The organism is Streptococcus sp. NCTC 11567 (assembly GCF_902141215.1).
In the GTDB taxonomy this organism is placed as follows: Bacteria; Bacillota; Bacilli; order Lactobacillales; family Streptococcaceae; genus Streptococcus; species Streptococcus dysgalactiae.
Genome location: NZ_LR595857.1, coordinates 2,021,119 through 2,042,895 on the forward strand (window position 1 = coordinate 2,021,119; position 21,777 = coordinate 2,042,895).

General features: G+C 42.2%; 18 protein-coding genes, 1 tRNA gene and 2 pseudogenes. 12 read left to right on the plus strand and 9 right to left on the minus strand.

Annotation, left to right across the window (positions count from 1 at the left end):
* Position 1: 1 nt before the first annotated feature.
* The 6 genes and pseudogenes from FQT67_RS10080 to FQT67_RS10100 form a co-directional block, all read right to left on the minus strand.
* Positions 2-262, minus strand: a pseudogene (locus FQT67_RS10080) (DUF4355 domain-containing protein); the annotation flags it as partial.
* A gap of 106 nt (positions 263-368) precedes the next feature.
* Positions 369-539, minus strand: a complete 171-nt coding sequence (locus tag FQT67_RS10835) for a hypothetical protein (protein ID WP_172601566.1) — start codon at positions 537-539, stop codon at positions 369-371.
* Positions 530-763 (minus strand): hypothetical protein, encoded by a 234-nt coding sequence (locus tag FQT67_RS10085; RefSeq protein WP_046177129.1) that lies wholly within the window; start codon positions 761-763, stop codon positions 530-532. Before FQT67_RS10085 ends, FQT67_RS10835 begins: the two co-directional genes overlap by 10 nt.
* A gap of 52 nt (positions 764-815) precedes the next feature.
* Positions 816-1,235: an HD domain-containing protein gene (locus FQT67_RS10090; protein ID WP_046177130.1), complete on the minus strand. Its 420-nt coding sequence runs from the start codon at positions 1,233-1,235 to the stop codon at positions 816-818.
* Positions 1,232-1,438 carry a hypothetical protein gene (locus tag FQT67_RS10095; protein WP_003052398.1) on the minus strand — a complete coding sequence of 69 codons (207 nt, stop codon included), beginning with the start codon at positions 1,436-1,438 and terminating at the stop codon, positions 1,232-1,234. The genes FQT67_RS10090 and FQT67_RS10095 overlap by 4 nt, the downstream gene beginning before the upstream one ends.
* Position 1,439: 1 nt before the next feature.
* Complete coding sequence (locus tag FQT67_RS10100) at positions 1,440-2,684, minus strand: phage head morphogenesis protein (RefSeq protein ID WP_046177131.1); 1,245 nt, start codon at positions 2,682-2,684, stop codon at positions 1,440-1,442.
* On the opposite strand from FQT67_RS10100, the pseudogene FQT67_RS10105 reads away from it, so the two are divergent.
* A pseudogene (locus FQT67_RS10105) lies at positions 2,685-2,948 on the plus strand (tyrosine-type recombinase/integrase); the annotation flags it as partial.
* Between the two features lie 106 nt (positions 2,949-3,054).
* Here FQT67_RS10105 and FQT67_RS10110 read toward each other — a convergent pair.
* Positions 3,055-3,125, minus strand: a tRNA-Cys gene (locus tag FQT67_RS10110).
* A 400-nt stretch (positions 3,126-3,525) separates the two neighbouring features.
* Between FQT67_RS10110 and ahpC the strand changes: the two genes are divergently transcribed.
* Positions 3,526-4,086: an alkyl hydroperoxide reductase subunit C gene (gene ahpC / locus FQT67_RS10115; RefSeq protein WP_003058719.1), complete on the plus strand. Its 561-nt coding sequence runs from the start codon at positions 3,526-3,528 to the stop codon at positions 4,084-4,086.
* Positions 4,087-4,106: 20 nt separating this feature from the next.
* A complete protein-coding gene (ahpF, locus tag FQT67_RS10120) occupies positions 4,107-5,639 on the plus strand; it encodes an alkyl hydroperoxide reductase subunit F (RefSeq protein ID WP_012767623.1) in 1,533 nt (510 codons plus the stop codon).
* Positions 5,640-5,696: 57 nt separating this feature from the next.
* Here ahpF and hutI read toward each other — a convergent pair whose 3' ends face one another.
* Positions 5,697-6,962 (minus strand): imidazolonepropionase, encoded by a 1,266-nt coding sequence (gene hutI, locus FQT67_RS10125; protein WP_003060891.1) that lies wholly within the window; start codon positions 6,960-6,962, stop codon positions 5,697-5,699.
* Between the two features lie 377 nt (positions 6,963-7,339).
* Here hutI and FQT67_RS10130 point away from each other — a divergent pair, with 377 nt between their 5' ends.
* From FQT67_RS10130 to hutG, 8 genes are all read left to right on the plus strand, one after another.
* Positions 7,340-9,370: a urocanate hydratase gene (locus FQT67_RS10130; RefSeq protein WP_046177132.1), complete on the plus strand. Its 2,031-nt coding sequence runs from the start codon at positions 7,340-7,342 to the stop codon at positions 9,368-9,370.
* 88 nt (positions 9,371-9,458) lie between these two features.
* On the plus strand, positions 9,459-10,358 hold the full coding sequence (gene ftcD, locus FQT67_RS10135) for a glutamate formimidoyltransferase (protein WP_046177133.1): 900 nt from the start codon (positions 9,459-9,461) through the stop codon (positions 10,356-10,358).
* Positions 10,359-10,368: 10 nt separating this feature from the next.
* Positions 10,369-10,995: a cyclodeaminase/cyclohydrolase family protein gene (locus tag FQT67_RS10140; RefSeq protein WP_046177134.1), complete on the plus strand. Its 627-nt coding sequence runs from the start codon at positions 10,369-10,371 to the stop codon at positions 10,993-10,995.
* 17 nt (positions 10,996-11,012) lie between these two features.
* Positions 11,013-12,686, plus strand: coding sequence for a formate--tetrahydrofolate ligase (locus FQT67_RS10145; protein WP_046177135.1), 1,674 nt, complete (start codon positions 11,013-11,015; stop codon positions 12,684-12,686).
* A 21-nt stretch (positions 12,687-12,707) separates the two neighbouring features.
* On the plus strand, positions 12,708-13,304 hold the full coding sequence (locus FQT67_RS10150; RefSeq protein ID WP_046177136.1) for a HutD family protein: 597 nt from the start codon (positions 12,708-12,710) through the stop codon (positions 13,302-13,304).
* Between the two features lie 228 nt (positions 13,305-13,532).
* Positions 13,533-14,876: an APC family permease gene (locus tag FQT67_RS10155; protein WP_012767629.1), complete on the plus strand. Its 1,344-nt coding sequence runs from the start codon at positions 13,533-13,535 to the stop codon at positions 14,874-14,876.
* An 11-nt stretch (positions 14,877-14,887) separates the two neighbouring features.
* Complete coding sequence (hutH, locus tag FQT67_RS10160) at positions 14,888-16,429, plus strand: histidine ammonia-lyase (RefSeq protein ID WP_046177137.1); 1,542 nt, start codon at positions 14,888-14,890, stop codon at positions 16,427-16,429.
* Positions 16,430-16,615: 186 nt separating this feature from the next.
* Complete coding sequence (hutG, locus tag FQT67_RS10165; protein ID WP_046177138.1) at positions 16,616-17,602, plus strand: formimidoylglutamase; 987 nt, start codon at positions 16,616-16,618, stop codon at positions 17,600-17,602.
* 30 nt (positions 17,603-17,632) lie between these two features.
* Here hutG and FQT67_RS10170 read toward each other — a convergent pair whose 3' ends face one another.
* A complete protein-coding gene (locus FQT67_RS10170; protein WP_046177139.1) occupies positions 17,633-20,707 on the minus strand; it encodes an AAA family ATPase in 3,075 nt (1,024 codons plus the stop codon).
* Between the two features lie 259 nt (positions 20,708-20,966).
* On the opposite strand from FQT67_RS10170, the gene rpsB reads away from it, so the two are divergent.
* Positions 20,967-21,734 carry a 30S ribosomal protein S2 gene (gene rpsB / locus FQT67_RS10175; protein WP_003053073.1) on the plus strand — a complete coding sequence of 256 codons (768 nt, stop codon included), beginning with the start codon at positions 20,967-20,969 and terminating at the stop codon, positions 21,732-21,734.
* The last annotated feature ends 43 nt before the right edge of the window (positions 21,735-21,777 follow it).

Genomic DNA, 21,777 nt, shown 5'->3' on the forward strand with positions numbered 1-21,777 from the left:
TGCGTGTCTTATCGTTTTTTAGCTCTTGCAATTCGTCTAACAGCTTCTGCTTTTCGTAGTCTGCTTTCTCTTTTTCATTCATCTTAGCCATTTTTTTAGCTTCCGATTTCTCCGCTTCTTGTTCTGACTTCCACTTTGCAAACTTTTTGTCGATGATGGCATCCACATCTGCATCTGTGTACTTTTTTTCGTCTTGCGGTTGTTTTGCTTCTGGTACCACTTGCTCTTCAACCGTTTCAACTGTTTGTGTTTCTTCTGCCATGGTTGGCACCTCCTATGTTTTAAGTCGTCCCCGACTATAAAATCCATAGCTTTTTACGTCGTCAATGCTTGGACATAATAAAAAGCCGTATTGCTACGACTTTGGTTTAGATTAGTGCATAACCTGCAACGCTTGTATAGTTAAATTCTGCAGTACGTTCCTTCCCAGTGGAAATACCCTTGTACTTAAATTTAAAACCCTGAGTTGTATATTCAAAATCTAAAACATTTCTGAACATAAATGTTTTACCTGCATTTGTAAAAATAATTAGCTCCATTTCTTACCCCACTTACGCTTATGATTTTTCTTAATGTAGTTAACATCATCGCCGATTGACTTGATGGCTGATTGGTTGTCTAGCGTCGCTGACTTAACAGCGTCTATCTCGTTATTTGTAGCTTGAGCATTTGCTGACACAATGGCTCGTAATTCGGTGACTTCTTTAATTAGCATCACAACCGCTGTTTCCAATTTACGTTTTTTCTTAATGCGCTTATTCATGTTTCCTCCTATTTTTAGGTACAAAAAAAGACGGTTCCCCGTCTGTTGTTATTTAATTGTTTAAATATTTGATAGCTTCTTGGTATTTTTTATAGCGTTTTAAATCTTTGCCAGTCACCTCAGAGAGACGAGATAAATCAGAATTGTGTTTTAAATCAGCTAATTTTACAGTTCTTGCAAGTTTATTTGTTTTAACAAGGTTTAGATAGGATTGATAGTCTTGCCCTTTTTTCTTTGTCAGTATATCAACTGCCTCTATAACACTTCGAGGAAAACCATGCTCTTCCAAGTCAAGTAAAGTCAAACTTGTATCTTCGATAACATCATGAAGATAAGCCGTTGCCTTTTCTTCATCAGTTTTTACAAAACTTGCAACAGTTATAGGGTGCTTAATATAGTCGACACCGGCCTTATCAACCTGTCTAAGGTGGGCTTTTTTAGCCACTTTGAAAGCTAGCTCCACAATGTTCATGCCGCTGTCAATCCCGCAATAAACATTTTAGCTTCTTTTTCTGTTACCTCTTCAAAATCACTGAAATCACTAAAAAATAAACGATCGTACCAAGCTTCTTGTTCTTCCCAGCCTTTTGCGCTGTTATAAACTTCTGTTAAACCATTAGAATATCTAACAATTTTGGGGTGTTCAGTTTTTATAAAAAAATATTTTGTAATCATATTAATTCACCCTTTCTATTTGGCTAGGTTTAGTTAAAGATTTGCTAAGCTCAAACATCATTTTGTCTAGTTCAGCTTTCCGTTTTCGTGTTATATTAGGAAGTCTTCTCTCCTCGTATAATTCATGTAGTTTCCCATTTTTTAAGTCAAAGCTTTCTTGGGTATGATACTGAATTTCAAACTTGATATTGTCTTTTGACACAACCGTATTAACACCGTTATACGGCCCATCATCTAGCCATGTGTTTTTCACTTTTTCAATTTTAAAACCATTTTTCACCAATGCACTTTTCATGCTATGATAATCATCAAAGAAATTGTCCGGTTTAAATACAGCTGTATAACGTAGCGCGTCATTTATATTGTTTGCAGCCTCTTCCAGTGAGATCTCGTCCAACAAACTATCGGTAGAGATTTTCCTGGATAAAGACTCTAAACTTTTTAGTCTAAAATCCAGCCCTTGTAAATTGCCATTTGATTGCTTAGTAATATGTTTTAGTTGCGATGTGATTCGAGGCTCTATCAATGATACTGCCGACAAAACGTTACGAGCATAGGTTGATGACTCTTTCATACTTTGATTATACTCCGTTTTATTAAGCTTATCAAGTGATTCATGATCACTACCATTTTTCTCATCCACCCCTACGACTGCACAACGACAATATGGATGAAACGGTGGGGAATTTTCCCCCGTTCTCCACTTGTCAAGATGATACGGCCCATGCTTGGCTATATCCTTACAAATATCACATGCTTTAGGCTCTGGGATAATATCAAACATAGTAAAGCCATTCTCCGCCATGGATAATCTGCCAACTTCCATTTGTACCCTTGCATGCTCCGTTATCGCTAGTCGCTTTGCGTAAGATGCTGACACATCAAACTCTCGTCTAATATCCCTTGCAATAGTTAAGCCGTTTTTACCTTTTAGGATAGCACTCTGAACACTTTGAGATATGATGCTGCGTAACTTATCTTGCCTGTCCCAAATGTTATCTGACCATTTTGCTCCTTTGAAATTAGCGTTAACAACTGCATCAGCTAAACTTTTTACACTCGCTTGGCTAGCAACTGATAATCCTAATAGTCCAGCTTGAAACTCGATTTCTTTCCGATAGCCTTCATCAAGAAATTTCTTGGTTAGCTTGTGTTCGCCGTTGGCAAGTTCTTGCATTTCTAAATCAATGTTTAAGCGCAATAGTTCCAAAGCATTCGTTTTCATGGCTAAGTTGTAAATAGACATAGGGTGCTCTACGGAGCTTCTAACTCACTCTGCAATAGATTAGTTAAAAAAATTGTTGGTCGTCCTATGCGTAATCACTCTCTACGTCATACTTACGCATCTTTTTTAATCCTAAAGGGCATTGACCTAATATCCATATCTCAGTTGCTTGGGCATGAGAACCTAAACATCACTTTAAAAGTGTATGCCCATCAGCTAGATAAACTCAAAGAAAAGAACAATCAAGTAATAAAAGACATCTTCGGACATTTGACCGATTTTTGACCGACTTTATTTCTTTTTTTCTCTTTTTTTATCCTGTCGCAAAAAATAAAAACCTTGATTTAACAACGTTTTTACGAGGTTAATCAAGGCTTCATTTGTATATAAAAGGCGGTAGACGGATTTGAACCGACGATCAAGCTTTTGCAGAGCCGTGCCTTACCACTTGGCTATACCGCCACAACACAAATTATTTTACCTTAATTCCCTATATCCGTCAAGTATTATTTCTAACTCCCAGATGTCACCATTTCTCCCTCTGCTAACAAACTGCCCCTTAATGTTTTGGAAAAAGTCCTTTTTTAGATTAAGTTAGCTTAATTCATTGAAAAAAATTTAAATGAAAGCGCTTTAATGTGATTAAATTTTCTGTTAAAACCAATTTTATTAAACCTTTGATTTCACAGGCTTGGTGGCTTATTTAGAATGATTTTAATGTATGTGATGCTATTCACATCTAAATTGTCAGAAAACAATAGGCACTAATCTAGGAAAATCAAGGGTTTTTGATTGGACATCCGCTTGTCGTTCTTTTATAATACAAGTATAAAAATTTAATAAATAAGAGGAGGACAGCTACATGTCTCTAATTGGAAAAGAAATTACTGAATTTTCAGCCGATGCTTACCATAATGGTAAATTTATCAAGGTAACAAGCGATGACGTTAAAGGCAAATGGTCTATCTTCTGCTTCTATCCAGCAGATTTCTCATTTGTTTGTCCAACAGAGCTAGGTGACCTTCAAGAACAATATGAAGCACTAAAAGCATTAGATGTTGAAGTTTACTCTGTTTCAACAGATACTCACTTTGTCCACAAAGCTTGGCATGATGATTCAGATGTTGTTGGTACAATCACTTACCCAATGATTGGTGACCCATCTCATCTTATTTCTCAAGCCTTTGAGGTTTTAGGAGAAGATGGTCTCGCTCAACGTGGAACATTTATCGTGGACCCAGATGGCATTATCCAAATGATGGAAATCAATGCTGATGGTATCGGACGTGATGCTAGCACATTGCTTGACAAGATTCACGCTGCTCAATACGTTCGTAAACATCCAGGTGAGGTTTGTCCAGCTAAATGGAAAGAAGGCGCTGAAACATTGACACCAAGTCTTGACCTAGTTGGTAAGATTTAACACCCCTAAGGAGGAAGATTATGGCATTAAGTCCTGATATTAAAGAACAACTTGCCCAATACCTCACCTTGTTAGAATCTGACCTGGTTTTGCAAACTTATCTTGGTGATGACGAACAGTCTCAAAAGGTTAAAGACTTCGTGGAAGAAATTGCTGTGATGTCTGATCGTATTTCGGTTGAAGAAACTGTCTTAGACCGTAAACCAAGCTTTAAAGTTGCGAAAAAAGGACAAGATAGTGGGGTTGCCTTTGCTGGTCTACCTTTAGGCCACGAATTTACGTCTTTCATCCTTGCCCTCTTGCAAGTATCTGGACGTGCTCCAAAAGTAGATCAAGATGTTATTGACCGCATCAAGGCTATTGATCGCCCACTGCATTTTGAAACCTACGTCAGCTTAACCTGCCATAACTGTCCAGACGTTGTTCAAGCTCTCAACATTATGTCTGTTTTGAATGACAAGATTTCACATACTATGGTGGAAGGTGGCATGTTCCAAGATGAAGTGAAAGCAAAAGGCATTATGTCTGTACCAACTGTCTTCTTAGATGGTGAAGAATTCACTTCAGGCCGTGCTACTATCGAACAACTCTTAGAACAAGTCGCTGGTCCCCTTTCAGAAGAAGCCTTTGCGGATAAAGGGGTCTATGATGTCCTTGTTGTTGGTGGTGGACCTGCGGGCAATAGCGCTGCTATCTATGCAGCCCGTAAAGGATTGAAAACAGGTTTATTGGCTGAGACCTTTGGTGGTCAGGTCATGGAAACTGTCGGCATCGAAAATATGATTGGTACCCTTTACACTGAAGGACCAAAATTAATGGCCGAAGTAGAGGCCCATACCAAGTCTTACGATGTGGATATTATCAAAGCACAACTAGCTACTTCTATCGAGAAAAAAGAAAACATCGAGGTTACTCTAGCTAATGGTGCGGTTTTACAAGCCAAAACTGCTATTTTAGCTCTTGGTGCCAAATGGCGTAACATCAATGTTCCTGGAGAAGATGAATTCCGTAATAAAGGGGTGACTTACTGCCCTCACTGTGATGGTCCTCTCTTTGAAGGCAAGGACGTTGCTGTTATCGGTGGTGGAAACTCTGGATTAGAAGCTGCCCTTGATTTGGCTGGTCTTGCTAAACACGTTTACGTGTTAGAATTCTTGCCTGAGCTCAAAGCTGACAAAGTGCTTCAAGACCGCGCAGCTGATACTGCTAACATGACTATTATCAAAAATGTTGCTACTAAAGACATTGTTGGTGACGATCATGTTACTGGTCTCAACTACACTGAACGTGATAGCGGTGAAGACAAACACATTGACCTTGAAGGGGTCTTTGTCCAAATTGGTCTTGTTCCAAATACAGCTTGGCTCAAGGATAGCGGTGTGAACCTAACCGACCGCGGTGAAATTATCGTGGATAAACATGGGTCAACCAATATTCCTGGTATCTTTGCTGCTGGGGACTGTACTGATTCAGCTTATAAACAAATCATTATTTCAATGGGATCTGGGGCTACTGCCGCCATCGGTGCCTTTGACTACTTGATTCGTCAATAATAATACCCTATCAAAAGAAGCTTTGAGCTAATGCTCAAAGCTTCTTTTTGGGACTTTTTAAAGGATGCGACCTTGGTCAACGACAAGTTGACCTTTTTTGTAAACTTGATGGATCAAGTTAGTGGCAAAGAAATAAAGAGGGTAATCAATATTTGGAGCGTCAAAAATGGCAATATCTGCTTCTTTACCAACTGTCAAACTGCCAACTCTCTCCTGACGATTGACAGAATATGCCGCATTAATAGTAACAGCATTTAACACTTCAATGGGCGTTAAGCGTAACATGAAACACCCTAACTGCATGACAAATTGCATATTAGCTGTTGGACAACTACCAGGATTACTATCTGTTGAGAGAGTAATGGCCATGCCAGCATCAATCATCTTGCGCGCTGGTGCATAGGTATCTTCCATTAAACTAAAGGTAGTCGCTGGGAGAAGATTTCCAATCACGCCTGCTTGACTCATTTTGGCGATGCCCTCATCAGTTGCCATCATTAAGTGTTCTGCACTTATGGCGCCCAATTCTGCTGCTACATCAACCCCACCGATAGACGCAATTTCGTCTGCGTGAATACGAAGCTTGAAGCCTAATTCTTTAGCCTTACTTAAAAGATAACGTGATTCCTCCGCAGTAAAGACATTCTTCTCACAAAAAATATCACAAAATTCTGCCAGATTCTCTTTCTTCACCTCTGGTAACATCTGCTCAACAATCTCATCGAGGTAAGCCTTAGCATTCCCTTTGTATTCTTCTGGAATCGCATGAGCTGCCATAAAAGTGGAGACCAAATCAATAGGATGATCTTTTTCCAAGGCAGCAACAACATCCAATTGGCGTTTTTCTGTTTCCCAGTCAAGGCCGTAACCACTTTTAGCTTCGACGGTAGTTACCCCGTGAAGCAACATATAGTCCAGCAATCTCTTAGATTTTTGATAAAGATTGTCAAAGCTAGCTGCCCGAGTGGCCCTTACCGTGCTTAAAATGCCTCCACCTTGAGCAAGAATGTCTAAATAAGGAACGCCTGCTAGTTTCTGTGCAAATTCATGTTCTCGACTACCGCCATAAACCAAATGGGTATGACAGTCAATAATACCAGGTGTCGCAATTTTACCTTCATATGAACGCACAACAGTCTCTGGTCCAATTAAACTAGCATCTGGCTGTCCAGAACCAAGAGCCATGATGAGACCATCTTTGAGAGCCAAGTAACCATCTTCGATAATGGTAGCTTCTTTCATTTCTTGCCCGGTCAAAGGATGACCAGGATCATTGGGGCAAACGATTTGATTAAAATGTGTTAATAAGACATCAGCAACCATAAAAACCTCCTTTGTTAGCATGACTTGTTATCAGATTGCGATTCATTCGTTATAAGGGAAAGACACTGCTCAGTCCCACTCTTTTGACAGGAAATTTGCTGGTCAATCTGCTTTTGGAAGACTAGCTTTGGCTCCTCCTCTAACTGATGACTTAAGTCTGTCATCGTTCAGCACTTGGGACAAAAAGTCTCTCTTTCCCTAGTTTCATTTTGTCATACCATCATCTTACTGTCAAAGCGTCAAATTTTAGTCAAAAAATAGGTTATCGCGATATTTTTAGACTTTTTTAGCATTTCTATCTCTGGTTGACTTTTTATAGACTAGGCTAAGTTAGACTAATCTCGACAATAAAAAAATAATTTAAGGAGGAGTTTTCTATGTCATTTTACAGTGAAACTGAAATAGCTGCTGCTATGACCGTTAAGTTAGACGATGTTTTACCTGAAAAGACTGTGTTCGAAGAAGGTATCCGCAGAGCACCGGACAGAGGTTTTCGATTGAGCCAGTCTCAAACCGAAATTGCCTTAAAAAATGCCCTACGCTATGTACCTACGAAGTTCCACGAAGAAGTCATTCCAGAATTTTTGGAAGAACTCAAAACCCGTGGCCGCATTTATGGCTACCGCTGGAGACCAAAAGATCGCATTTATGGAAAACCGATTGACGAGTACAAAGGCACTTGTACAGCCACCAAGGCTATGCAAGTCATGATTGACAATAACTTGAGTTTTGAGATTGCCTTGTACCCTTACGAATTAGTTACTTATGGAGAAACTGGTTCTGTTTGTGCTAACTGGATGCAATACCAATTAATCAAAAAATACCTAGAGGTCATGACTGATGAACAAACCTTAGTGGTTGAGTCTGGTCATCCAGTTGGTCTCTTCAAATCCAAACCTGAAGCGCCTCGCGTTATCATTACAAATGGCCTTTTGGTGGGTGAATACGACAACATGAAAGACTGGGAAATCGCCGAAGAAATGGGTGTCACCAACTATGGTCAAATGACCGCAGGTGGTTGGATGTATATTGGTCCACAAGGGATTGTTCATGGAACATTTAATACTCTCTTAAATGCTGGTCGTCTCAAACTTGGAGTGGCTGATGACGGTGATTTGACCGGTAAGCTTTTCATCTCATCTGGTTTAGGAGGCATGAGTGGGGCACAAGGTAAGGCTGCTGAAATTGCTAAAGCCGTTGCCATTGTTGCTGAAGTTGACCAATCTCGGATTGAAACCCGTCATTCGCAAGGCTGGGTTAGCCAAATTGCTGAGAGCCCTGAAGAAGCTCTGCAATTAGCCCAAAAAGCCATAGATGCTAAGGGGTCCACTTCGATTGCTTACCATGGTAATATTGTTGACCTTTTAGAGTACGTCAATGACAAGCAGATTCATGTTGACCTTTTGTCTGACCAAACCTCTTGTCACAACGTTTATGACGGTGGCTACTGCCCAGTAGGTATTAGCTTTGACGAAAGAACCCGGCTCTTGGCAGAAGATAAAGATACCTTCCACCAAATGGTTGATGATACCTTGGCACGGCATTTTGAAGCTATTAAGACGTTAACTGAAAATGGCACCTATTTCTTTGACTACGGCAATGCCTTTATGAAGTCTGTTTACGACTCTGGTATTACAGAAATTTCTAAGAATGGTCGTAACGACAAAGACGGCTTTATCTGGCCATCCTATGTGGAAGATATCATGGGACCTATGCTTTTTGACTATGGCTATGGACCTTTCCGTTGGGTCTGCTTGAGTGGTAAACACGAAGACTTGGTGGCTACTGACAAAGCTGCCATGGAAGCTATCGATCCTGACCGCCGCTATCAAGACCGTGATAACTACAACTGGATTCGTGATGCTGAGAAAAATCAACTCGTAGTTGGTACCCAAGCCCGGATCCTTTACCAAGACTGTATCGGTCGTGTGACTATCGCCCTTAAATTTAATGAATTGGTCCGCAAAGGCAAGATTGGACCTGTCATGATTGGTCGTGACCACCATGACGTGTCTGGTACCGACTCACCATTTCGTGAAACCTCAAACATTAAAGACGGTTCCAATGTGACCTGTGATATGGCGGTGCAATGTTACGCTGGTAATGCTGCGCGTGGCATGAGTTTAGTGGCCCTCCATAACGGTGGCGGAACTGGTATCGGTAAAGCCATCAATGGCGGCTTTGGACTTGTTCTAGATGGTAGCGAACGCATTGATGAGATTATTAAATCTGCTATTGCTTGGGATACTATGGGCGGTGTTGCTCGTCGCAATTGGGCTCGCAATGAACACGCTATTGAAACCGCTATTGAGTATAATCGTCTCCATGCAGGTACTGATCACATCACTATTCCATATTTGGCTGACGATGACCTTGTGACTTCAGCGGTAAATCAATTATTTCAGTAAAAGCAGCTAGACAAAAATGTAAGCGTTATCTAAAGTAGGTAACCTATTCCCTTAATGAGTAACTCAATGACATAAAAGGAGATTAAACATGGCGAAAATTGTTGAATGTATTCCCAACTTCTCAGAAGGCCAAAATCAGGCTGTTATCGACGGCTTGGTAGCGACGGCCAAAAGTATTCCTGGAGTGACCCTTCTCGACTACTCTTCTGATGCGAGCCACAACCGGAGCGTGTTTACCTTGGTTGGAGATGACCAGTCTATCCAGGAAGCAGCTTTCCAACTGGTGAAATACGCTTCTGAAAACATTGATATGACCAAACATCATGGTGAACACCCTCGTATGGGAGCAACCGATGTCTGCCCATTCGTTCCGATCAAAGACATCACTACACAAGAGTGTGTCGAAATTTCCAAACAAGTCGCAGAACGGATTAACCGTGAACTTGGAATCCCAATCTTCCTTTATGAAGATTCTGCCACACGTCCAGAACGTCAAAACCTTGCTAAAATCCGTAAAGGTCAGTTTGAAGGCATGCCAGAAAAACTATTGGAAGAGGACTGGGCACCTGATTACGGAGACAGTAAGATTCACCCAACTGCTGGAGTAACTGCCGTCGGTGCTCGCATGCCATTGGTTGCCTTCAATGTTAATTTGGATACTGACAATATAGACATTGCTAATAAAATTGCTAAAATTATCCGCGGTTCAGGTGGTGGCTACAAATATTGTAAAGCTATCGGTGTTATGTTAGAAGACCGCCATATTGCCCAAGTCTCCATGAACATGGTTAACTTTGAAAAATGTTCTCTTTACCGTACTTTTGAAACCATCAGATTTGAAGCGCGTCGCTACGGTGTGAATGTTATTGGTTCTGAAGTCATCGGCTTAGCGCCAGCCAAGGCCTTAATCGATGTGGCTGAATACTACTTACAAGTTGAGGACTTTGACTACAATAAACAGGTTCTTGAAAACCATTTGCTAGGTTAGGAGGTTCTCTATGGGTTTAGTTGATTTAAGCTTAACAGATTTCGCTAAAGTCCTTAGCTCAGATGCCCCTGCTCCAGGTGGTGGTTCTGCTGCTGCACTATCAGGTGCCAACGGCATTTCCTTAACCAAGATGGTCTGTGAATTGACTCTTGGTAAGAAAAAGTATGCTGATTATCAAGTTATCATTGAAGACCTTCATACCAAAAGTAGTCGCTTGCAACAGGACTTATTAGATGCCATTGACAAAGATACCGAAGCCTTCAACCTGGTTTCTGCCGTTTTTGATATGCCAAAAGAGACTGACGCAGACAAGGCTGCCAGACGAACTGCCATGCAAGAGGCCTTGAAAACAGCTGCACAATCACCTTTTGAGATGATGACCCTCATGGTCGAAGCACTTGAGATCACTGCAACAGCTGTCGGTAAGTCTAATACAAATGCTGCTAGCGACTTAGGAGTTGCTGCTTTAAACTTAAAAGCAGGTTTACAAGGCGCTTGGTTGAATGTTTTGATTAATCTGTCTGGCATCAAAGATGAAGACTTTGTTACCGACTATCGCCAAAAAGGACAAGCCTTACTAGACAAGGGCTGTCATTTGGCAGATGACATCTACACGAAAATTCTCGATATTGTTTAACAAGTAAAGGAGCAACTATGGTTTTATCAGATATTGAAATAGCCAACTCTGTCACTATGGAGCCTATCAGTAAGGTTGCCAATCAATTAGGGATTGACGAGGAAGAGCTCTGTCTCTATGGCAAGTACAAGGCAAAAATTGATGCCCGTCAACTGGTCGCCTTAAAAGACAAACCTGATGGCAAACTCATTCTTGTCACTGCTATCTCACCAACACCAGCTGGTGAAGGCAAAACCACTACTTCCGTTGGATTGGTAGATGCTCTTTCTGCCATTGGAAAAAAAGCAGTTATTGCCCTTCGTGAACCTTCTCTTGGTCCTGTTTTTGGGGTTAAGGGAGGAGCTGCTGGCGGTGGCCACGCGCAAGTTGTCCCAATGGAAGACATCAACCTTCACTTTACAGGGGACTTTCATGCCATCGGTGTCGCCAACAACTTATTGGCTGCCTTGATTGATAACCACATTCACCATGGCAATAGCCTAGGCATTGATTCCAGACGTATCACTTGGAAACGTGTGGTGGATATGAATGACCGCCAGCTTCGTCATATTGTTGACGGCTTGCAAGGCAAGGTCAACGGGGTTCCTCGTGAAGATGGTTATGACATTACCGTCGCCTCTGAAATCATGGCAATCCTGTGCCTATCCGAAAATATTTCTGACCTCAAAGCCCGCCTTGAAAAAATCATCATCGGTTACAACTACCAAGGTGAACCTGTAACAGCTAAAGACTTGAAAGCTGGTGGTGCCCTAGCCGCTCTGCTCAAAGATGCGATTCATCCTAATCTCGTGCAAACCCTGGAACACACACCAGCCCTCATTCACGGTGGCCCATTTGCTAATATCGCCCATGGCTGTAATAGTGTCCTCGCCACCAAACTAGCCTTGAAATATGGTGATTATGCCGTTACCGAAGCTGGATTTGGTGCTGACCTTGGAGCTGAAAAATTCATTGACATCAAATGCCGCATGTCCGGCCTTCGTCCAGCAGCCGTTGTCCTAGTAGCCACTATTCGTGCCCTTAAAATGCACGGTGGCGTTCAAAAAACTGACTTGGCTACTGAAAATGTTCAAGCCGTTGTGGATGGTTTGCCTAACCTTGACAAACATTTGGCTAATATCCAAGACGTCTATGGCCTTCCAGTTGTCGTTGCAATCAATAAATTCCCGCTTGATACCGATGCTGAATTACAAGCTGTCTATGATGCCTGCAACAAACGTGGCGTTGATGTTGTGATTTCTGATGTTTGGGCAAATGGCGGAGCTGGTGGCCGTGAACTGGCTGAAAAAGTCGTGACACTAGCCGAGCAAGACAATCAATTCCGCTTTGTTTATGAGGAAGACGATAGCATTGAAACCAAACTGACTAAAATCGTTACCAAGGTTTACGGTGGTAAAGGCATCAACTTGAGCCCAGCAGCCAAACGTGAACTGGCTGACTTAGAACGTCTCGGCTTTGGCAACTACCCAATTTGCATGGCCAAAACCCAATATTCCTTCTCAGACGATGCCAAAAAACTTGGCGCACCAACTGACTTTACAGTGACTATTAGCAACCTTAAAGTGTCCGCAGGAGCAGGATTTATCGTTGCCCTAACAGGTGCTATCATGACCATGCCTGGCCTTCCAAAAGTACCTGCCAGCGAAACAATTGATATTGACGAGGAGGGCAACATCACAGGATTATTCTAATCGGAAATAAGGAGAGAACAAATGACAAAGGTAACAATCAAAACGCCCTCTGATTACCTCCAGACAGATTGGTCTGGTGGCAAAACGAAACAATTGTTCCTTTATCCTGAGAATGGAGACTACGGAGAGAGAAAATTCTCCTACCGTCTCTCAACTGCAACCGTGGCACTACGACAGACAACCTTTACCTTACTTGATGGCTATCACAGGATCCTAATGAGCCTAGACAAGCCCATCACATTAAGTGATTTGAGTCATGCTAAAGAGATTTCCCTAACTCCTTTTGAACCCTATGCGTTTGAAGGCGATGCCAGAATAGTCAGTCGTGGAACCTGCCAAGACATCAATTTAATGTATGATGATCATTACCGAGGGCAATTATTACCCGTCTGGTCTGACACACCATTTGAGGCACTCAAAGCGGACTGCCAACTGCTTTATGCCCTAAGCAAGCTGACTTATTCTGTGACCAATCAGGTGAATCAAGAACTTGAAGCCAATCACTTGTTGGTAATCGACCAGGAGGCCAGCCTTTCAGACCTAAAAGTTTGCTCCAATCAAACAAGCCCCGTCCAAACCCCAGTAGCTGTTTGGGTAGGCTTATGGCACAACTCCTAATGGAACAAGACCGACGATGTCAGTAGCAAATTATTGACTCAAGTCTCATCTTTTTAGGCTGTCATTCACATCATCACAACAGCTACTTATTTTCTCATCGCTAATCAATGTCTCATCACCGTCGTTAGACTTAAGAGGCAACCTCCTAACACGAGGTATTCTTCATTTCCTAGCGACCCTACCCATTACATTTGAACGCAACTTGCATACAAAAAGGAGAGCATTATTATGGCGTCAAATCACATGAACGAACAAGAAAGAGAACAGGCTAAGTTTAGCTTGAGCGGTGCCACTCTTTACGGTATCAATGCCGTTATCGGCTCTGGTATCTTTCTCTTACCTAGGGCCATTTACAAGGGCCTCGGCCCTGCATCCATCGCCGTTATGTTTGGGACAGCTATTTTGACCATCATGCTGGCGGTTTGTTTTGCAGAAGTCTCTGGTTATTTTGGGAAAAATGGCGGAGCTTTCCAATATTCTAAACGAGCCTTTGGTGATTTTATCGGCTTTAACGTTGGCTTCCTTGGTTGGGCCGTTACCATCTTCGCTTGGGCAGCCATGGCAGCTGGATTTGCCAGAATGTTTATCATTACCTTCCCAGCCTTCGAAGGTTGGCACATTCCTATTAGTGTTGGACTGATTATCTTACTGTCTTTGATGAATATTGCTGGCTTGAAAACCTCTAAAATTTTCACCATCACAGCCACCATTGCTAAGTTAATCCCAATCGTTGCCTTCTCTGCTTGTACCCTTTTCTTCATCAAAAATGGGCTTCCTAACTTTACCCCTTTTGTTCAATTGGAACCAGGGACTGACCTCTTAGGGGCTATTTCCAATACTGCTGTTTATATCTTCTATGGCTTTATCGGTTTTGAAACCCTCTCTATTGTCGCTGGGGAAATGCGTGACCCTGAAAAAAATGTGCCACGTGCTATTTTAGGATCAATCAGCATCGTCTCTGTCTTATACATGCTGATTATCGGTGGAACTATTGCCATGCTTGGCTCTCAAATCATGATGACCAATGCACCTGTTCAAGATGCCTTTGTTAAAATGATAGGCCCTGCTGGCGCTTGGATGGTGTCAATCGGTGCTTTAATTTCCATTACAGGTCTTAACATGGGAGAATCCATCATGGTGCCACGTTACGGTGCTGCCATTGCTGATGAAGGACTTTTACCAGCAGCTATTGCCAAGCAAAATAAAAATGGCGCACCACTCGTTGCTATCTTGGTTTCAGGAGCAATTGCTATTGTACTCCTACTCACTGGCTCATTTGAAAACTTAGCAAAACTCAGTGTTGTTTTCCGCTTCTTCCAATACATTCCAACAGCACTAGCCGTTATGAAATTACGGAAAGATGCTCCTGATGCTAATGTGATCTTCCGAGTACCATTTGGCCCTATTATCCCGATTCTTGCAGTTATCGTTAGTTTAGTTATGATTTGGGGTGACAACCCAATGAACTTTGTTTATGGTGCAGTTGGTGTCATCATTGCAAGTAGTGTGTACTACCTTATGCACGGACGTAACCACCAAATGGACCAAATGCCCCCTAAGGAACAAATCTAGGAGAAAAAACTATGACAAGAGTGATTAATTTAGATGGCGAAAGCCTTACCCTCGAAGATGTGATTGCGATTGCTCGCCAAGGTGTAGCCTGTCGCATTGATGATAGTGCTGTTGAAGCTGTGAATGCCTCTCGTAAAATTGTTGATGACATTGTCAGTGAAAAACGGGTGGTTTACGGGGTGACCACCGGTTTTGGATCTCTTTGTAACGTAAGCATCTCACCAGAAGATACAGTTCAACTCCAAGAAAATTTGATTCGTACCCATGCTAGTGGATTTGGTGACCCATTGCCAGAAGATGCCGTGAGAGCTATCATGCTGATCCGTATCAACTCTCTCGTCAAAGGGTATTCTGGTATTCGTCTATCCACCATTGAAAAGCTGGTGGAACTGCTCAACAAAAGGGTTCATCCTTACATTCCTGAAAAAGGGTCTCTAGGGGCTTCAGGAGATTTGGCGCCGCTTGCTCACATGGTGCTTCCTATGCTTGGTCTAGGGAAAGCTTACTACAAAGGAGAGCTTCTTTCTGGTCAAGAAGCTCTTGATAAAGCTGGTATTGACAAGATTTCTTTAGCCGCTAAAGAAGGACTCGCCCTTATCAACGGAACAACTGTTCTCACTGCAATCGGTGCCCTTGCAACCTATGACGCCATTCAATTATTGAAACTGTCAGACCTAGCTGGTGCCCTATCCCTTGAAGTGCATAACGGGATTACTAGTCCATTTGAAGAAAACCTTCACACCATTCGCCCACAAAGCGGCCAGTTGGCAACAGCCCGCAATATCCGAAACCTCCTAGAAGGTAGCCAAAACACAACCGTGGCTACTCAATCTCGTGTGCAAGACCCTTACACCTTGCGCTGCATGCCTCAAATTCATGGGGCTAGTAAAGACAGTATCGCCTATGTCAAATCCAAAGTTGACATTGAAATCAATTCTGTCACAGATAATCCAATTATCTGTAAAGATGGCCACGTTATTTCAGGAGGTAATTTCCACGGAGAACCAATGGCACAGCCTTTTGACTTCTTAGGCATTGCCATTTCTGAAATTGGAAATGTTTCTGAACGCCGTGTGGAACGTTTGGTCAATAGCCAGCTCAGCAAACTACCATCCTTCCTTGTCAAATACCCAGGTCTCAATTCAGGCTTTATGATTACCCAGTACGCCTGTGCCTCTCTTGCTTCTGAAAACAAGGTTTTGGCACATCCAGCCAGCGTGGATTCTATCCCATCTTGTGAAAACCAAGAAGATTTTGTCAGCATGGGCACTACCGCTGCTCGCAAGGCCGGTGAAATCCTTAAAAATTCTCGCCGCATCGTGGCTACTGAAATCATGGCAGCCTGCCAAGCTCTTGATCTCAAACCTGAAAATCATGAACTAGGTAAAGGGACTAAGGTTGCCTACGATCTCTTCCGCAAGGAAGTTAACTTTATCGAACACGATAAAGACATCGAAATCTACGATGAATTAAACAAGGCATCAGCAGTCATTGAAGACCCAAGCTTCCTCGAAGCGGTTGAACAGGCAGTTGAGTTGAGTATCCAATTTTAGTGAATAAGGTACTTCTTTAACCAAAAGGGGCTGTGGCAAAAGTCATGGCCTCTTTGGGCTAACTGACTGGGACCAAAAGCAGACGATTTTATTGCTCTGCTATTCCTAAAAAGCAATGACAAAGGCCAAGAAAGTGTTGACTCTAAGCTTTATTTTGCTATCATAATCCTAAAGGAGATGACGCGCATGCTAGAAGATTACTACCCATCTACCACCAGTTACTACCATGGTGCGATTGATGACGACTTATACGCTGCCAAATGGGGCATGGTCATGACCTTCCTTGACCTTAATGACAGCTCACTAACCCCATTTGAAGGGACACATTTTGCCTTGATTGGCTTTAAAAGTGATAAGGGGGTTTATATCAATAATGGTCGTGTCGGAGCAGTTGAAAGTCCAGCCGCCATACGAACCCAGCTCGCCAAACTCCCTTGGCATTTAGGAAACCAAGTCATGGTTTACGATGTGGGAAACATTGACGGCCCCAACCGCTCTTTGGAACAACTGCAAAGCAGTTTAAGCAAGGCCATCAAACGGATGCGTGACCTTAATCTCAGACCCATCGTCTTAGGAGGTGGCCACGAGACAGCCTACGGGCATTACTTAGGCCTTCGTCAAAGCCTAGCCCCAAGTGACGACCTAGCCGTCATTAACATGGATGCTCACTTTGATTTAAGGCCCTACGACCAAACAGGCCCCAATTCTGGTACAGGATTCCGCCAGATGTTTGATGATGCTGTTGCGGAAAATCGCCTTTTTAACTATCTTGTTTTAGGCATTCAAGAACATAACAATAACCTCTTCTTATTTGACTTTGTAGCAAAATCCAAGGGCATTCAATTTTTGACTGGGCAAGATATTTATCGCATGGGCTATCAAAAGGTTTGCCAGACCATTGATCGTTTCTTAGAAGGGCAAGAAAGGGTCTATCTGACCATTGACATGGACTGCTTCTCAGTTGGTGCTGCACCTGGGGTTAGTGCTATCCAATCCCTCGGTGTTGACCCAAAACTTGCCGTCTTAGTTTTGCAACACATTGCAGCTAGCGGAAAATTAGTTGGCTTTGATGTGGTTGAGGTTTCACCACCACACGATATTGATAACCACACCGCCAATTTAGCAGCCACCTTTATCTTTTACCTCGTACAGATTATGGCACAACATAGCTAAAACCCTCTGATGTGAATCAGAGGGTTTTCCTTAGCTTTTAGCAGATAATTGTTGACGCAAATCGTTCAACTCACTCACCAAATGACAATCTCGGTAAGGGTTGAGGTTAGTACTAGCAATCTCATAATAATACTCAAAGGATTCTGACAACAGGTGGTCTGCCATTTCCTTTTCCTGCTGACTTAGGGTAGCTCCTTGACGTATCAATTGGTACTTGACCACAGCCATCAAATAGAAAACCAAGCCCTTATCTCGCGGATTGCGATACCTAGACATCAAGGTTTCTCTGTAATCAAGTAGGGTCAAGGCTGGCTGATAATTACCCTTTTTCCATTGAATCATGGCCAGGTAAATTTCAAGTTGCGTTTCTTTCCAAGGATAACTATGATTGACCAAAGCTTCCTTAGCCAAACTCAAGATTTGCTCAGCTTGTTCAAAATCAGCTAAATAAAAGTAGGAAATCCCTAATCCAATATAAAAAATACTCACCGATAACTCAGCTGGCTTGTTTTCGGTCAAGGCAATGGCTTGTTTTTGATAAGCAACGGCCTTTTCAAACTGATAGCGAATCTGGGCAATCTCCCCCAAATAATCTAAGGCAGCAGCAATCTGAATCGCATAGTTAGCTTGCAAGCCTGGCGTCACCTTAAAGAAGTCAATCGACTGTTGAAGCAGACGCTCTGCCTCATTTAACTCCCCAATAATCAAATGATAGAGACCGTTTAACCGCAAACTAATCGCAATGGCCTCAAAATGATTAGCAGCAACCGCTGCCTCCAATGAAAGACTAGTGTAATAACGCATTTCTGGCTTGTTTTCCACTTGGATACAGTAATGAATTAACTGGCGATAGCCTTCTAGCAAGAAGGAGGGTTGTTGTAGCTCGGTTGCCAAAGCGATGACCTTTTGAATGTGTTTAATCCCTTCTTGATACCTCCCTGTTCGAATATCATAACGGCCTTCAAGGTAAGAAAAACGAATAAGCAACTGCTGGAAATCACGGTTATTATCATAGGTCAGTTCCAAATCCGCAATGCTTTGCCGAATCTTATCAAACTGCTCTTGCATTAAGCGTTGATGGTCACGATCTGACTTTTCCAAGGAGCCAATACTCTTTGAATAAATGGGAAACAGCTCATGCTGAAATGGCAAGGTAGCATCTAGATAGTTAAGGTTGTATTCCAAAGCCTTAATCACCTGCCGTGATTCCTGATAATGGTAAGCAATGTCATCTAACAAGTGAGGGCTTGGTGTCAAAATAGGCAGTAAATCTTCTAACCGTTTGGCAATTTGTCCGTGCAATAAACGCCTTTTTGACAAAGATAAACGGTCATAACTATAGAGTTGAATAATTCGCTGACGAAATGAAATCAACACCTCCTCTCCCTTATTCTCTTCCACTAAAATATAATAGTGGCATAGACTATCCACCATCTCAATGACTTCCTCAAGCGGCAGCAGCATCAGCTGAGCCAAGGTGTTTAAAGGCACGGCTCCTCGGCAACAAGATAGGTAGTGCAACAGTTCATCATCACGGCTATTGAGATTAGCTAATTTTAGCCCCAATTTAGCCTTAATAGCAGGGGTTAGAGGCACAAACTTTTCTTTTCGCAACAAGGTTTGGGTGTATTCTGATAAGAAAAAAGGGATTCCTTGACTAGCTTGATAGAGGTGATCAATTTCTTGCTCCGTCACACTCTGGCTCCCCAATTGACTGCGGATATAAACTGAACTTTCTTGTCGGGTGAACGGTTCCAGTCGAATACTTTCTAAGCGTCCCTGACTGATTAAAGCATTTAGACAAGTTCCCAGTTGAGGAGTGGTTCCTAAATGTTTGGTTAAAACAAAAGCTATGGGATAATGGGACAGCTGATTCATGACCCGTTGCAGTAAGGTCAAACTGTCCTCATCCATCCAGTGACAATCTTCAATCAATACTACTAAAGCCTTGATGTCTGCTAGATTTTGTAAAATATCAACCACAAAGGAAACCAACAAACTGGTATGGTCTTTAACAAAAGGATGCGCCACATGCTCTTGAAAAACGGTCGCCGTTGGGAAACATTGTTTGAGTGCTGCTCGCCACGCTTTGGTCGACAACAAGCGATGCTGAATCACCAAGTCGCCTAAGCCATCTAAAATATTACGCCAAGGCAACAAAGAGTCCATAGCCTCTTCTCGAAAACAATTAGCCGTCACAATTTGGTAATCCTGCGTTTGATTAGCCAGCACTTGTCTCGCCAGCGTCCGCTTACCAATCCCAGTATCTCCAATCAAAAGTAAAGCGCCTACTTCTCGATAGGTTAAACAATTAGCAAAATAAGCTTCTAGTTGCTTAATTTCATCAATCCGACCCAAAAAATGATTACTATTACGTAAAAAATGTTTGATTTTACGTTCATTACGATCTTTGGCGACTACTTCCTGATAAATCTGTTGGCTTTGCGGACTAGGTTGAATCCCTAATTCTTTATCCAAAACATTCACTAATTGATAATAGGTCTCGATGACCTTACTAGGACGATTATCTTGCTGATAAAGTCGCATCAAGAGCTGGTAATTTTTCTCTTCAAATTCATCACGTTCAATAAGTTGTTTTAAATGCTCTTCAGTATCTTCAATGGCATCCAGAGATAACCCCTCTTCGATTTTTTGATAACAAGTTTTAAGGTAGACCTGCTCACACTGCATGCGAATTTTTGAGACCCACAGGTCAAATTCCTCACCGCTTTTAAGGTAAAAACCTTGTAAAAATTCTCCCTGATACAGTGCCAAATGCGCAAGGGGAGCTTCCAAAAAGCGGGCAATATCGGTTTGAATATCAAGAGCTGGATTTAGGCGAAGCATATTACGATTAGGACAGATAATCACATCACTCTGCAAGACCTTATTAGCCTGATAGATGGTGTTGCGCAAGTTCTTCTTGGCAGTCTGCGTGTTTTTGTTTTCCCATAACAAACTGGCAGCCATCTCACGACTCACAGAACCATTAACAGCTAAATAATAAAGGAGTGCATTCACTTTGGCAAAAGCAAAAAATTGTTCTTCGTTATTGAGCAAAATACGTGGAATGCCAAGCAACTGGAAAGTGATAACGTTATTCATGTAAGCGCCTCCAATAGTAATACAAGTTCACTATAACTTAATTCTAAGTATTTCGCAAGTTTTCTCCCGTACCCTTTCAGAGGTCCATCGTTTTTATAGGGTTTGGACTTGCTTTTAAGCCTTTTTTTTGATAATATAGTAGGGTCGTGTAGACGGCAAATACTCATTCTAGACCAATTGTGGGCTTGTTGCCGCTAGGTTAGCCTGCAAGTCGAAGTTTAGAAGAGGGAAAAAACATTTTATAAAGGAGAAACTACTCATGGCAGTAATTTCAATGAAACAACTTCTTGAGGCTGGTGTTCACTTTGGTCACCAAACTCGTCGCTGGAACCCTAAGATGGCTAAATACATCTTCACAGAGCGTAACGGTATCCACGTTATCGACTTGCAACAAACTGTAAAATTAGCTGACCAAGCTTACGAATTCGTTCGTGATGCAGCAGCTAACGACGCTGTTATCTTGTTCGTTGGTACTAAAAAACAAGCTGCTGAAGCAGTTGCTGACGAAGCAACTCGTGCAGGTCAATACTTCATCAACCACCGTTGGTTGGGTGGAACACTTACTAACTGGGGAACAATCCAAAAACGTATCGCTCGTTTGAAAGAAATCAAACGCATGGAAGAAGAAGGAACTTTCGACGTTCTTCCTAAGAAAGAAGTTGCACTTCTTAACAAACAACGCGCTCGTCTTGAAAAATTCTTGGGCGGTATCGAAGATATGCCTCGTATCCCAGACGTAATGTACGTTGTTGACCCACATAAAGAACAAATCGCTGTTAAAGAAGCTAAAAAACTTGGTATCCCAGTTGTAGCTATGGTTGATACAAACGCTGATCCAGATGATATCGATGTTATCATCCCAGCTAACGATGACGCTATCCGCGCCGTTAAATTGATCACTGCTAAATTGGCTGACGCTGTTATCGAAGGCCGTCAAGGTGAAGATGCAGACGTTGCTTTTGAAGCTGACACTCAAGCTGAGTCAATCGAAGAAATCGTTGAAGTTGTAGAAGGCGACAACGCTTAATTAGCACAGAGTTTCTAACTCTCGTGACAAACTTCGTTTGTCT